The sequence below is a fragment of the Brachyspira hampsonii genome (assembly GCF_002214805.1).
GTDB classification, from domain to species: Bacteria; Spirochaetota; Brachyspiria; order Brachyspirales; family Brachyspiraceae; genus Brachyspira; species Brachyspira hampsonii.
Map to the genome: position 1 here is coordinate 2,118,237 of NZ_CP019914.1, position 14,523 is coordinate 2,132,759.

The 14,523-nt window shown below is 29.2% G+C and carries 13 protein-coding genes; 8 read left to right on the top strand and 5 right to left on the bottom strand.

The window, feature by feature from the left end:
* Nucleotides 1-102 precede the first annotated feature (102 nt).
* Nucleotides 103-705: an imidazoleglycerol-phosphate dehydratase HisB gene (hisB, locus tag BHAMNSH16_RS09290; protein WP_008727791.1), complete on the bottom strand. Its 603-nt coding sequence runs from the start codon at nucleotides 703-705 to the stop codon at nucleotides 103-105.
* 109 nt (nucleotides 706-814) lie between these two features.
* Here hisB and BHAMNSH16_RS09295 point away from each other — a divergent pair, with 109 nt between their 5' ends.
* Nucleotides 815-1,267, top strand: coding sequence for a hypothetical protein (locus BHAMNSH16_RS09295; protein WP_008727792.1), 453 nt, complete (start codon nucleotides 815-817; stop codon nucleotides 1,265-1,267).
* A gap of 19 nt (nucleotides 1,268-1,286) precedes the next feature.
* Here the strand turns inward: BHAMNSH16_RS09295 and BHAMNSH16_RS09300 are convergent, their stop codons facing one another.
* Nucleotides 1,287-2,417: a glycerate kinase family protein gene (locus tag BHAMNSH16_RS09300; protein ID WP_008727793.1), complete on the bottom strand. Its 1,131-nt coding sequence runs from the start codon at nucleotides 2,415-2,417 to the stop codon at nucleotides 1,287-1,289.
* A gap of 240 nt (nucleotides 2,418-2,657) precedes the next feature.
* Here BHAMNSH16_RS09300 and BHAMNSH16_RS09305 point away from each other — a divergent pair, with 240 nt between their 5' ends.
* The 3 genes from BHAMNSH16_RS09305 (at nucleotide 2,658) to BHAMNSH16_RS09310 (ending at nucleotide 5,578) form a co-directional block, all read left to right on the top strand.
* Nucleotides 2,658-4,154, top strand: a complete 1,497-nt coding sequence (locus BHAMNSH16_RS09305; protein WP_008727794.1) for a sodium-dependent transporter — start codon at nucleotides 2,658-2,660, stop codon at nucleotides 4,152-4,154.
* Nucleotides 4,155-4,182: 28 nt separating this feature from the next.
* Complete coding sequence (locus tag BHAMNSH16_RS14250; RefSeq protein WP_008727795.1) at nucleotides 4,183-4,278, top strand: MetS family NSS transporter small subunit; 96 nt, start codon at nucleotides 4,183-4,185, stop codon at nucleotides 4,276-4,278.
* Nucleotides 4,279-4,417: 139 nt separating this feature from the next.
* A complete protein-coding gene (locus BHAMNSH16_RS09310; RefSeq protein WP_008727796.1) occupies nucleotides 4,418-5,578 on the top strand; it encodes a variable surface family protein in 1,161 nt (386 codons plus the stop codon).
* Between the two features lie 67 nt (nucleotides 5,579-5,645).
* Here the strand turns inward: BHAMNSH16_RS09310 and BHAMNSH16_RS09315 are convergent, their stop codons facing one another.
* Both BHAMNSH16_RS09315 and BHAMNSH16_RS09320 read right to left on the bottom strand, forming a co-directional pair.
* Complete coding sequence (locus tag BHAMNSH16_RS09315) at nucleotides 5,646-6,356, bottom strand: zinc metallopeptidase (protein ID WP_008727797.1); 711 nt, start codon at nucleotides 6,354-6,356, stop codon at nucleotides 5,646-5,648.
* Between the two features lie 197 nt (nucleotides 6,357-6,553).
* Nucleotides 6,554-7,543: a M28 family peptidase gene (locus tag BHAMNSH16_RS09320; RefSeq protein WP_008727798.1), complete on the bottom strand. Its 990-nt coding sequence runs from the start codon at nucleotides 7,541-7,543 to the stop codon at nucleotides 6,554-6,556.
* 306 nt (nucleotides 7,544-7,849) lie between these two features.
* Here BHAMNSH16_RS09320 and BHAMNSH16_RS09325 point away from each other — a divergent pair, with 306 nt between their 5' ends.
* The gene (locus tag BHAMNSH16_RS09325) at nucleotides 7,850-8,686 is read left to right on the top strand and encodes a flagellin N-terminal helical domain-containing protein (RefSeq protein ID WP_008727799.1); all 837 of its coding nucleotides are present in this window, start codon (nucleotides 7,850-7,852) and stop codon (nucleotides 8,684-8,686) included.
* A 418-nt stretch (nucleotides 8,687-9,104) separates the two neighbouring features.
* Here the strand turns inward: BHAMNSH16_RS09325 and BHAMNSH16_RS09330 are convergent, their stop codons facing one another.
* The gene (locus tag BHAMNSH16_RS09330; RefSeq protein WP_008727800.1) at nucleotides 9,105-9,611 is read right to left on the bottom strand and encodes a tRNA (cytidine(34)-2'-O)-methyltransferase; all 507 of its coding nucleotides are present in this window, start codon (nucleotides 9,609-9,611) and stop codon (nucleotides 9,105-9,107) included.
* 144 nt (nucleotides 9,612-9,755) lie between these two features.
* Between BHAMNSH16_RS09330 and BHAMNSH16_RS09335 the strand changes: the two genes are divergently transcribed.
* From BHAMNSH16_RS09335 to infB, 3 genes are all read left to right on the top strand, one after another.
* Nucleotides 9,756-11,249: a hypothetical protein gene (locus BHAMNSH16_RS09335; protein ID WP_008727801.1), complete on the top strand. Its 1,494-nt coding sequence runs from the start codon at nucleotides 9,756-9,758 to the stop codon at nucleotides 11,247-11,249.
* A gap of 135 nt (nucleotides 11,250-11,384) precedes the next feature.
* On the top strand, nucleotides 11,385-12,152 hold the full coding sequence (locus BHAMNSH16_RS09340; RefSeq protein WP_008727802.1) for a hypothetical protein: 768 nt from the start codon (nucleotides 11,385-11,387) through the stop codon (nucleotides 12,150-12,152).
* 28 nt (nucleotides 12,153-12,180) lie between these two features.
* On the top strand, nucleotides 12,181-14,499 hold the full coding sequence (infB, locus tag BHAMNSH16_RS09345; protein WP_069732212.1) for a translation initiation factor IF-2: 2,319 nt from the start codon (nucleotides 12,181-12,183) through the stop codon (nucleotides 14,497-14,499).
* The last annotated feature ends 24 nt before the right edge of the window (nucleotides 14,500-14,523 follow it).

Sequence of the window (14,523 nt, forward strand, 5' to 3'; positions counted from 1 at the left end):
TAAAATAAAACATAAAAGTCAAAGTATAGGGGCGGGTGGGCGGGCTGAATAAATTAAAAAATTAAACAGATGCTTTTTTATAAAAACAAAAAATCAATTTTTTTAATTTTTATTATTTTCAAGCATTCCCTTTGTAGATAATACTTCATTTTTATATTTTTCATCTATTTTACAAGCCTGTGCTAAGGCTCTTGCAGTACCTTTAAAAATGGATTCTATTATATGATGAGTATTCTCTCCATATAAAGTATTTATATGCAATGTAATATTCATAGAATTAGTAAATGCTGTAAAAAACTCTTTAACAAGTTCAGTATCGAAATCTCCTACTTTTTCATGCTTTAAATCACTATTAAAAATTAAATGACTTCTTCCGCATATATCAACTGCCGCCATAGTAAGAGCTTCGCACATAGGCATGCTGAAATTTCCGTATCTTTTTATTCCTTTCATGTCTCCAAGTGCATTAGCAAAACATTTTCCCAAAACGATTCCGACATCTTCAACCGAATGATGATAATCAATATGAATGTCCCCATCGCATATAGTTTCTAAATCGAATCTTCCATGTCGTGCAAACAGATCAAGCATATGATCTAAAAATCCTACTTTTGTATTATTTTTATATTTTCCTGTTCCATCTATATTTAATTTAATTTTTATTTTGGTTTCATTAGTATTTCTTTCCATTTCTGATGTTCTCATCTTATAATCTCCTAGAGTAAAAATTTATTTTGATAATAATATAATTATACTTTCATTTTTTTGCAATATTTATATAATTCTTTAATATAATTTTTTGGAGATATGATATATGGGTACTTTAGAGAATCTTGATATTAACGATTTTAATAATTATAGTTCAAGAATTACTAAAGAGGAAGTGAGAGATAAAATTTATAAAGATTTAAATATTGAGAAAAAAATTAAGGAAGGTGCAGAAAATTATTTAGATTCATTAATATTGAAAATGTATTCTAATAATGCATATAGCGAATATGATTATTTAAATAGTTACATGCTTATTACTACAGAAATATTTGAAGGAGGATATATAATCTGTGATATTCATATAGATATTAATATGAAAGTGTACGATTATATGCCTAAAGATAATAATAAAAATGAAAGATATATTGCTTTGGATAATACATATTTAATGGGACTTAATTTAAAATTTTTATTAAAAGATATAAATGATAATATAGAAAATATAGAAGTAAGGTATTTTAATATTTACGGAGTTTCTGACAACTTACATCAATAATTAAAATTTAAAAATTAATCTATTTTAATTCTATATTTATAAATCTTAATGCCCTTTCAGCTGCATTTTCTACTAAAACAGCAGTATTGGAAATAGATTCATCAAGAGTCATAGCTTTTGTACATAATGGCATTATGGATTTAATACCCAAATCATATACTATCTCTGCTCCTTCTCTTATTTCACCAACTATTGCAATTACAGGTATATTTCCGGCTCTTTTTGCCACACCTACAGGAACTTTTCCTTCTTTAGTCTGTCCGTCAATAGCACCTTCCCCTGTTATGATAAGAGAAGCATCTTTTATTTTTGATTCAAAATCTATTATATCAAGTACAGCATCTATTCCGCTTTTTAGCTTGGCATTGCAAAAAGCAACAAGACCACCTCCAAGTCCTCCTGCAGCACCAGCTCCTTCCATATAATCTATTTCCTTTCCGAATTTTTCTTTTATAATTTTTGCTATATTTTTAAGTCCATTATCGAGTATATCAAAAGTTTCATTTGTAACACCTTTTTGTTTTCCATATACTGCTGTAGCCCCATTTTCTCCATAAAGAGGATTTTTTACATCACATGCCGCAGTTATTTTTATATCGAATATTCTCTTATCAACATTGCTGTTGTCTATATATTCGGTTTTTATCATATTTTCAGCAATAGCTTCAAGTTCATTATTGTTTTTATCAAGAAATTTATATCCCAAAGCATTAGCCATTCCTATTCCACAGTCATTAGTTGCACTTCCGCCTATTCCTATTAAAATTTCTTTAATATTATTATTAAGAGCATCTTTAATAAGTTCGCCCGTACCATAAGTAGAATATTTTAAAGGCTCTCTTTTTTTATCATTTATTAAAGTAAGACCAGATGCTTCGGCCATTTCTATAACTGCTTTATATTCATTAATAATCCCGTATTTAGCTTCTATAATATCTCCTTTAGGATTTCTAACATTTATTTTTTTTATATTTCCTCCTGCTGCATAGAGTATAGATTCTACAGTTCCTTCTCCGCCGTCTGCAACAGGAATTTTTATTGTATCAGCATCTTTTATAACTTTTAATACTCCCTTTTCTATATAATTGCAAATTTCTAAGCTGCCTGCACTTCCTTTAAAAGAGTCAGGTATTATTATAATTTTTTTCATTTATATGTCCTATATATGTCATCTAAATAATTTACTTTATTATAACAAATAAAATTATAATTGTAAAATAATGTATTAATTAATATTATAAATATAATATTAAAAAAATACTTATGTTTTTTTATATTTGTTTATGTGAAAAAATAAATTAAAAATTTCTATACAAAGTATTGATATTTTATTATTTTACATATATTATAAAAAATTGATAATGAAAAAAATAAAAATAAGGAGAGAAAGATGAGTCATCATCATCACAGAGGACAGTGGGGAACTAGAGCTGGATTCATACTTGCTGCTATAGGTTCTGCTGTTGGTTTAGGTAATATATGGCGTTTCCCATATATGGTTGCATCTAATGGTGGCGGTGCTTTTATGATAGTTTTCCTTATAGCTATGCTCACAGCTGGTATACCTATAATGATACTAGAATTTTCTATAGGGCATAAAACTCATAAAAGTGCACCCGGTGCTTTAAAAGCATTAAACCCTTCTTGGGAATGGTTGGGGTGGTTACAAGTATTTACATGTTTTGCAATAGTTATTTATTATTCTGTTATTATTGCTTGGTCATTATCTTACGGACTCTTTTCTATTCAAGGTTTAAAATGGGGAGCTGATACAGCTGGTTTTTTCACAAAAGAGTATTTAAAACTTCAAGATGGTTTTTCACTCAGCAATTTTAATATAGGAGTTGCAGTTCCTTTAATTATTGTTTGGGTTATTATATTAATTTCTGTTATTGGCGGAGTTAAAGACGGTATAGAAAAAGCAAACAAAATATTTATGCCTTTATTAGCTATATTAGTAGTAATTATTCTTATCAGAGGTATAACTTTACCTGGTGCTTTATCCGGTCTTGATTATATGTTCAAACCTGACTTTTCTAAACTTACTAATCCTAAAATTTGGATAGATGCCTACGGACAAGTATTTTACAGTATGTCTGTAGCTTTTGGTATAATGATTACATATTCAAGCTATTTGCCTGATGATTCTGATATAGCAAATAATGCATTTATGACAGGTTTTGCTGATACTAGTTTCAGTTTATTTGCTGGTATAACAGTATTTAGTATAATAGGTTATATGGCACATTCTCAAGGAAAAGAAGTAGCTGAAGTTGCAGGAAACGGCGGTATAGGTTTAGCATTTATGGTATTTCCTGAAGCTATTAATTCTTTACCTGGTTTAAATGGATTATTTGGAGTAGTATTCTTCTTGGTTCTTTCATTTGCTGGTCTTACTTCTGCCATATCACTTGCCGAAGTTGTTATATCTTCATTTATAGATAAGTTCCATTTCAATAGAAAAAAAGTAAGTATTATTATAATAGTTATACAAGGTGCTATATCTATGGTATATGCTACAGGAAGCGGGCTTTCTATACTTGATATAGTTGATGCATTTATAAATAATTACAATATTGTAGTAAGCGGTTTAATAGAGATTATATTAGTTGCTTGGGTATATAAACTTGGATCATTTAAGGAAACTATCAATAAAGTAAGTGAATTTAGCGTAGGAGCATGGTGGGATTTCTGTTTGAAGTTTTTAACTCCTATATTCCTAGCTGTAATGTTATCTTTGAAATTAATAAATGATTTCAAAACTCCTTACGGCGGTTATCCTAGTTGGGCTTTAATTGCTTTGGGTTGGTCTATGCCTGTTATAGCATTTATAGTTGGTATATTATTTGCCAAATTTAAAGACAGACAGCCTAATACACCTCATTAAACAAAATAAATAAAAGGAGGAATTAATTATGGGATTAGATTCTGCTATATTTATGGGATTTAGTTTATTAGCTATTTGGGGAGGATTTGCTTTCTTTTTGGGAATAGCTATAAGAAAAATGTAAAAATAAATACAAATTAAAGGCATTAACTTTTTTAAGTTTGTGCCTTTTTTAATTGATAATCAAAAATTATAAATATCGATATTTTTTATTTTTGTATTATGTATTATAATATATAAATAATTAACAAATAGGTTGAAAAATGAAAAGAGCTTTATTAATTATTACAGCAGTATTAAGTATGCTATCTCCTTCAATATTTGGTATGTACGGAGATCAGGATGATTGGATTGATTTTCTTACAGACGGCAATCAGTTTAGAGCGAGAATGGATCAATTAGGATTTGTTTTAGGAAACAGCAGTATTAAAGGTACTTTCGGTTTTAGATCTTATAATACATTAGATGTATTTGGCAGCATATTAATTAACAAGAATAATTTTGATTATCTAATGGCAACTATTTCAGGCGGTATAGGATATACTTCCGAAGCTTTTAGCATAGGTATTGGCTATAATTATACCTCAGTTCCTGTTCCTGCTTCTTATAATTTGGGTGCTCATACTCCTGTACTTATGATTAATGCTTTAAATGATAATTTAAGAATAGTTGTTCCTGTGCAGATATTAGTACATAATGGAGATCTGCAAAGAATAGACAATTTGTATCAGTATGATCATTTAGGTATAAGTACTGATACTCAAATAAGATATTATACAGGCATAGATGCTTTTAATGAAATAAGATTATATGTAAAATACGGACAATTAGGATATAAAACTGATTCATATGTTGATCAAAATTATGGTCAGGAATTTTTTGCAAGATCATTTGGTTTTGAAACAAGATTCTATTTTCTTAATACCCCTATTGGAAATGTAACTGTTAATCCTTTTATTAAAGTAGCATATAATACAGCTTTACATGGTTTTAGTACCATGGTAAGAGCAGTAGACAGCTTGTCAGAGACCATAGAAGGCTATTATCCTAATGTTTCTTTTTCTGCAACAGGAAATATTAATGCCAAATGGGATAAAAATCCTTATGATGTAACTGTGCAGGCAGTATTAGCATTGACAGCCAATAGCGATATAGTTTCTCTTTATCTTGAACCTTCTTTAGGTTATATGGCTAAATATTTAGGAAAATTACATTATGCAGATCAAGATGGCGAATATAATTTAGATTTTAAAGTAAATCATTATTTATCTTGGGGTGCTTATGCCGAGCTTTATATAACACCTGTTAAAGATTTAGAATGGTATTTTGAAATGGATGTTAATAATAGTGATGCTAATTCTACAGGAGTACCTGTAAGTTTTGCGGCCACTACAGGTATAACCTGGTATTTGCCAGAATTTTAAATAATTATTTAATATAAAAAAGAGGTATTATTTTTCAATAATACCTCTTTTTTTTATAATTTAAATTTTAATCTCTTCTTCTTTGTGCTAACATCAAAAGTCTTAAAAGTGTAAGTATAGCAGTAACAGCAGCAGCAACATAAGTTAAAGCAGCAGCAGATAATACTTTCTTAGCTCCGTAAAGCTCTTCGCTGTCTAAAAATCCGCCTTTATCCAATATCTTTATAGCTCTGTTTGAAGCATCAAATTCTACAGGTAATGTAACAAGAGAGAAGAATACCGCAAATGCAAAAAGTACAATACCAGCCATCATTATGTAGTATGAAAAACTTCCAGCCCCTCCTATCATAATACCTATAAGCACTAAATAAGGTCCGAATTGATCTCCTATAGCACATAAAGGATAGAATCCGTTTCTTATAGAAAGAGGAGCATACCCTCTGTTATGCTGTATAGCATGTCCTACCTCATGAGCAGCAACTCCTAAGGCAGCCACATCAGTGCCATCATAAACTCCCGCAGAAAGTCTTAATACTTTTGAAGAAGGATCATAATGGTCTGTTAAAGTTCCTCCTATTCTTTCCACAGGAATGTCTATTCCATATCCTTCTAAAATATATCTTGCAGTTTGTGCTCCTGTAATTCCTCTTTTATTTTCCATTCTGCTGTATTTAGCATAAGTACTCTTTACTTTCATCTGAGCCCAGAAACCTAAAAGTATTCCCGGAATTAGTATCCATATATATCCGAAATAATATTCAAAATATCCGCTAAACATATTAAAAAACCTCCTTAAAATTGATAATTAGTATTTTTCATTTTAAATATATGATTAATTGCAATATATTATAACATTTTTCTATAACAATGTTAATAGTTTTAATGTAAAATAAATTTATTCCAAAACTATATTTTATATCTTTGATAATCGTTTTTAATTATCGTTATAATATACTTATTATTAAAGGCTAATAATTAATAAATTTTATCGGCGTTCTTTATAGAGTATTCTATAGTTTTTCCTACAGCTTCTAAGGTTTTTTTATCTAATTTATCTATAGTATCCTGCGATGTATGATGAAAAGGATATCCCATATCTATAACATCGATAAAAGGTATTCTTTCATTTAAAAACGGTGTATGATCATCTATTATAGTACCATAATGTTCATCAAAAAAATAATTACCATAACCTAAATCATTTGCATACTGCCATATTTTGTTATAAATTGGGGAATAATATGTATGGGCAAAACTTTCGTATTTGAATTTTGCATTTTTACTTCCAACCATATCAAGAAGTATTCCGAATTTTATTTTTTGTTTATCAATTATTTTATCTCTTATTATAACTTCATTTACAAAAGCAATACTTCCCTGTATCCAGTCGGTTTCTATTAGAGAAGTGCCTTCAACATCAAATAAATTTCCGTCATCTTCTAAGTCGAATAGTACAAAGCATACACTATAAGGCAAATCATTATAATTTTTTAAAGCCTTCATAAGTTCTAATAATACTCCGCTGCTGCTTGCTCCGTCATTAGCACCGCTTATAGGTTTATTTCTATTGAATTGTACGGGGTCTTTTTCTGCAACAGAGCGGCTATCAAAATGACTTGTAATAATTATATAGTTATCAGTTTTTCCTTTAAGAAATGCGTATATATTTTCTCCGTTTCTTCCCTTTATATAAGGAGCTTCAAAATTATGACTAAAAACTTCATAACCCATATTAGAAATTTCTTGTTTAAAAAATTCTCTTACCTTTTTGTGAGCTTCGCTTCCATAGTTTCTAGGTCCTAAATCAGTCTGTGCTTTTATATAATCGTATGCATTTTCAGTATTGAAATAGAAATTTTCATTTATTTTCTTATCATTATCTTTTTGAGATGTATTTGCTTTTGCATTACTGCATGAATATAATAACATAGTCATCACTATAAAAAGCATTGTAATATATTTCATATTTTATAACCATATATATTTTTATTGTATTATGTTTGCTAATTTTAATTTAATAGCGGTAAAAAGTCAATAAAATAGTTTACTTTATTGTATAAAAGTACAGTTAAATCCCCTATCGGATTTTTTTTATAAAAATTTAGTCTTTACTTTTTTTTAAAAGATATTATAATATGTTATACATGAAGTTAATATTATGTTACTGTTTTGTAGGGGATGACTAAACAGATATTTAATACATAATATAAATAGCTTTAGAAAATAAAAATTACAAACAAATATTTTAAGCACTATTCATGGAGGGTAGTTATGATTATCAACAATAATATTTCTGCATTAAATGCAAACAGACAATTGAATTTAACAGGAAATTCAATGACTAAAACAATAGCACAGCTTTCTAGCGGTATGAGAATTAACACTGCTGGAGATGATGCTTCTGGATTAGCAGTATCTGAAAAAATGCGTTCACAATACCGTGGTTTACAACAAGCTACTAGAAACGCTCAAAACGGTATATCTTTCATTCAAACAACTGAAGGTTATTTAAATGAAACTACTAACATTATGCAAAGAATGAGAGAATTAGCTATTCAATCTGCTAATGGTATTTATTCTGACAGCGACAGAGCTTTAATTCAAGTAGAAGTTAACCAATTAGTAGCTGAAGTTGACAGAATTGCTTCTCAAGCTGAATTCAATAAAATGAATATGTTAACAGGACGTTTTGCTGCTGATGCTCAAACTCCTATGACTTTCCACATCGGTGCTAATATGGATCAAAGAGTATCTGTTAATATAGGTGCTATGACTGCTGCTAACTTACAAGTTGGAGGAGACACTCCTATTTCTATTTCTTCTGTAGAAACTGCTAACCAAGCTTTAGGAAGAATAGACGAAGGTATACAAATGGTAGTAGCTCAAAGAGCTGAATTAGGTGCTGTTCAAAATAGAATGGAATCTATGGTAAAAAGCTTAATGATAGCTACTGAAAACACTATCGCTTCTGAAAGTGTTATAAGAGATGCTGATATGGCTTCTGCTATGGTTGCTTATACTCGTGAACAAATCTTACAGCAAACAGGTGCTGCTATGTTAGCTAATGCTAATATGAAAAACCAATCTATAATGAGAATTATTGGATAATTTGATTTAAGCGACTTATTACAAATGTAGATATAAAGCCCATTAATAGAAATATTAGTGGGCTTTTATTTTTAATAATTTTTATATATAAATACTATAATGGAAACTGCATTTAATTATCTATAGATGCTAACACTTATTAAATTTTCTCAAAATTTTTTAAAGTTAATTATTTTATAAAAAGAAAAGAAGTATTTAATTTTTTGTATTATTTACAATCCCGCCCTATATACTTATTGTTTATTTAGTATTTATAATTAAATTATTTTTTTTATTTTTTTCTGCAATTAGAAAACTCGCCCTAAATTTAATTAGAATTAAAATGTTATTAACGCACGCAGAATAAAATTTTATATTTTGAATCAATTAATAATATAATACTCATTATATAAAAAAAATTTATTAACCGTGCGTTAAATTAATTATTACTTAAAACAATATGCCTATATGCCTCATAAGCAACTATAGCTGCAGTATTCGATACATTTATGGAACGAATATTATCACTCATTGGTATATATACAGAGTTTTCTAAATCATTTTCCCATAATGATTCTCTAAGTCCTGTTGATTCTCTGCCGAATAAAAGTATATCATTATTCTGATAGTTAAACTCATCGTATCTATTTTTTCCGAACTTTGTAATTGGAACTATTCTTTTATTATTGTTATTGCAGTATTCTAAAAAAGTATTTTCATTTTCATGCTTTACCAATTTTAGATGCTCCCAATAATCAAGACCTGCCCGTTTTACTTCTTTTGAACTTATTATAAAAGAAGGTTTAGATACTATATGAAGCTCTATATTAAGACCTACGCATAATCTTCCAATGTTTCCTGTGTTAGCGGGTATTTCCGGTCTATATAAAGCTATTTTTATATTGAAATTATCATTTACTTTTTTTATATTATCTATGCTACTCATATTTTATTATTTTAATCATATTTATATTTTTTTCAATATGCTTCATCTAGCTGTTAATAAATTATAATAAAGTATTGATTTTTTTTATTTATAAGTTAAAGTAATAACATGGTTATTTATATAAAATTAAATTAAGGGAAGAAAGTGAACAAAATAGAAGAATTTAACCAATCCACTTCCAAATATGAATTATATACTCATTTAAGTGAAAAAATAGTATCAGGCGAAATAAAAACATTTTCCGGAATTTTTACCTATGCTAAAAATATTAATTTTGAAAAAGTACATGATAGTAAGAAGGTATTAAAAGGGTTATTTGATCTTATACGAAAAATTTATTGGGGATTTTTTAATAATTTGGATAAAGAACTTTACCCTAAATTATGGTCTCAGTTCGTTACTGAAAATCAAAAATATAATTTTGCGGGTGATTTAAAATTAAGTCTTTCAATAGCTGATATTTATATAGCGATGCTTGATATACATGGATATACTAAATTCTGCGAAGAAAATAAGAATAATCTTTCAAAAATGCATGCCTTAGATGATTTAATGCAAAATAAAGTAAGCGAAGTAACAAGATTCTACAATGTTATATCACATAGGAAACAGGGCGATGAAATAATTATGGTATGCCCTACAGCAACAGATGCTTTAAGTGCTACTATAGCGATAATCGGTGTTTTAAGTAAAAAAAGATTATTAAATGAATATCCAAGTGTAGATACAAGCGGACTTCCTGAGTTTAAAATCAGTGCAGGAATATCCGGCGGTAATACTAATAGTTCTTTAATTATTACAGAAGACGGAGATTTATCAGGTTTTTTAATTAATAATGCGGCAAGGATGCAGGCTAGAGCAAACACTTTAGCACCAAAAGAAAATAAAGTAATAGTAACTAAAAATTTACAGTTTAACTTTTTAAAAGAAAATAGTAAAGTTAAAAGCGAAATATTTGAAAAGGATATAATATCTTTTTATGATAATGGTATGATATCATTTAAAGGTACTGAAATACCTATAGTAGAAGCAATATTCAATCCTGATGAGAAGTATAAAGAGCAATTTTTTAGTGAGATGGAAGAACTTGTAAAAAGCGTTAAGGGGAATTTGTGGAAGCAGAGAATGTTTACTGCTATATTAGATTTGATATCGAAAGTTGCTAAATCAATGCCTCCTTTTCAGATAGATGAAAAAGTTAACGATTATATATCTAGTTATACTAATGGTACTATATGTGATTTATGCGATAAGGCAAATGGGGCTTATGTAGTTAAAGAAAATTATAAAGAGGCTATAGATACTTTTGCTTTGATTATTAAGCTGCTTAAAACTATTCCTGATTTTGATAAGATGGTTTTAGAATATGCTGAGAGTATTTGTGCAGGATATGAAAAAGTTTTGCCTATATATGATGTCGTTATAAAGAAAGATATAGAGGCTAATATATCCGAGATTTTCCCTGCTAATCATATATCAATATTTCAGAATGTTCAGAAGGCTAATGAAACATATAATAAATTGATGAATATTGCTATGAGCAGTAAAACTTTAAAGAGAAGAAAATCTATATGGTACGGAATATTAGAAAAAGAACTCCCTAATTTAGTAATTAATATGTATTCCGGAAAAAAATAGCATTTATTTTTACAAAAATAATTATTTTTATTGAGTTTATATATGTAAATTTTATATGTTTTTTACTTGCAGAAATATTTATATATGATACACTATACTATTATTAAATTGTTTTTTTTATTTTAAGGAGTATTTATGAGTTTGAAAAACTTGAAGAAATTAATATTGATAATATCATCATTTTCTATAATAGCCTGCTCTCAAAATCAAGGAGGATCAAATGCATCAAAAACTTCATCAGATTCTCTAGCTTATTTAAATGGCGGAGCAGGAGATTGGGTTATAAAAGTAGATAATTTTACTATTAATCAAACTAATTTTACTAAAGATTTAGAAGCTTCTTTAGTACTTCAAGGTGCTACACCAGAACAAATAGCTATGTATGCTAATGATGCTACCACTAAACAGATATATGCAGATCAGTTAATAAATTCTATTTTATTGCTAAATAAAGCAGAAGCAGAAAAATTCTTTGAAACAGAAGAAGCTAAAGATTTTATTAATCTTTCAATCAGAAATATAAAATTTCAATATTATGTAACAAAACTCATGGCAGATGCTTCTAAAAATATACCAGATCCTACTCCTGAACAAGCTCAGGCTTTCTTTGAACAGGCTAAAGATCAATTAACTCAAATGTATGGCATTACAGCATATAATACAGAAACAGCTCCTTATATTGCTCAATTATATAAAAATGCTTATGCACAGCAATTAGTAGAAAGAGATATACAAGATTTAAAAGATAAAGCAGTAATAGAAAGAAATACTGCCGTTTTAGGAGAAGCAAGCATACTTCCTCCTCAAATAGGAGATAGCAATGCAACAGCTATACCGCAGCAAGGCACAAATTTACCTCAGCAGGGTGTAGATAATAATTTATTACCAAGAACAAATAATTAAAATTTAATATTAATGGGAAAGGAAAAGAATGTCTCAAAAAAATGAGAATAATGAAAAAAATTTGAATCAGGAAAGCTCTGCAGCTGATAATAAACCAAAAGTTATTATAAAAAAAAATAATGCATCTAATAACAATAATGATGATAATCAGGCTGCAGCAGCTGTTAAAAAAGTAAAAAAAGTTATAGTAAAAAAGAAAATAATAATACATAATAAATCTGATAAGCCTTATACTCAGAAACAGGATAATAATAACAATAATACTCCTGAAAAAAATAATATAGCAAAAGAAAATAGAGATAATAAAGAATCAAAAGGTAAACATTATTCTCATAATAGAGATAATAAAGATTTTAAAGAAAATAAATCATATAAAGATTCTCCTGCTATAGAAGCTCCTGTAGAGGATGTATCCTCATTCAAGAAAGATAATAAAAAAGATAATAAGAAAAGAGATTACGATAAAAAAGATAAAGAGTATGATAAGAAATCATCTCAGAAAGATTCCAAAGCAGAAGCAGCTCAAAGGCAGGAAAATAAAATATTTAATAAACTTCAGGCTAAAAAGCGTCAGCAGGAACAAAGACTTGCAAGCGTTGAAAAAGAAATCAGCATAATGGAAACAATTACTGTAGGCGACTTAGCTAAAAAGATGAATTTAAGAGCCTCTGATATAATATCCAAACTTATGGGTATGGGTACTATGGCTAGAGTTAATGATATAATTGATTCTGATACTGCCACAATTATAGCTGATGATTTCGGATGTAAAGTTAATGTTATATCCTTACAGGAAGAAGCTACTATTGAAGTAAAAGAAGATAGAGAAGAAGATTTAAAACCTCGTCCTCCTGTTGTAACAATAATGGGGCATGTTGACCATGGTAAAACTTCTCTTCTTGATGCTATAAGACATAGTAATATTACATCAAAAGAAAGCGGCGGAATCACTCAGAATATAGGTGCCTACAAAGTAAAAATACCTAGCGGTGAAATAGCTTTTATAGATACTCCAGGACACGCAGCATTTACTATGATGAGAGCAAGGGGGGCAAAAAGTACTGATATTGTCATACTTGTTGTCGCTTCAGATGACGGAGTTATGCCTCAAACTGTAGAAGCATTAAACCATGCCAAAGAGGCTAATGTTCCTATAATAGTTGCTGTTAATAAAATGGATTTACCTAATGCCTCTATGGATAAAGTTAAAGCAGCATTATCTGAATACGGACTTACTCCTGAAGAATGGGGCGGGGATACTCAGTATATAGGCGTTAGTGCTTTAACTAAACATGGTATCAATGAATTATTAGAAGCCATTATACTTCAGGCAGAAATGCTTGAATTAAAGGCTAATCCTAACAGAGAGGCTATTGGTATAGTTCTCGAAGCTTCGCTTGATCAGGGAAGAGGTCCTGTAGGAACTGTTCTTGTACAAAATGGTACTTTGAAAATTGGAGACTATTTTGTATGCGGGCTTTCTGTTGGTAAAGTCAGAGCTATGGTTAATGATTTAGGTCAGAGAGTTACAAAGGCTTTGCCTTCTACTCCTGTTGAGGTTTTGGGATTTGAAAAAACTCCCGAAGCTGGTGAATCATTTAATGTTATGCTTGATGAAAAAGAAGCTAAAGCTATAGCTGATAAAAGAGTTCAGTTGAAACAGCAGGAGGCTTTAAAGGCTAATGTTAAAGTTACTTTGGAAAACCTTTATGAGAAAATAGCTTCTGATGCTATGAAAGAGTTTAAAGTTATAATTAAAGCAGATGTTCAGGGAAGTGCTGAGGCTTTGAGAGATGCTTTAAATAAAATACAAAGTGATAAAATAAGATTTGTTTCAATATATAGTGCATCAGGGGCGGTTACTGAAAGTGATGTAAACTTGGCCCATGCATCTAATGCTATCATTATAGCTTATAGAGTTCGTCCTTCCGGAAAAGCTAGAGAATTAGCTGAAAAACTCGGCATTCCTATAGAAAGATATGATATCATTTATGAGGCAATAGAGGCTATTCAGAATGCTATGAAAGGTTCTCTTGAAAGACTTAAAAAAGAAGTTGATATCGGTACTGTTGAGGTTAGAGATGTATTCCATGTTCCTAAAGTGGGTACTATTGCAGGCTGTTATGTAACTAGCGGAAAAATAGAAAGAAATGCCGGTGTAAGAGTGATGAGAGATAATGTACTTATTTATACAAGCAAGATTTCTAGTTTAAGAAGAATTAAAGATGATGTTAAAGAAGTTGCAAGCGGTTATGAATGCGGGGCTTCTATAGAGAACTTTAATGATATCAAAAAAGGCGATTTGCTTGAGATATTCAAGATTGAAGAAATAGCTCAGGATTTATAAAATATTGTTTAAAGTATACAGTTT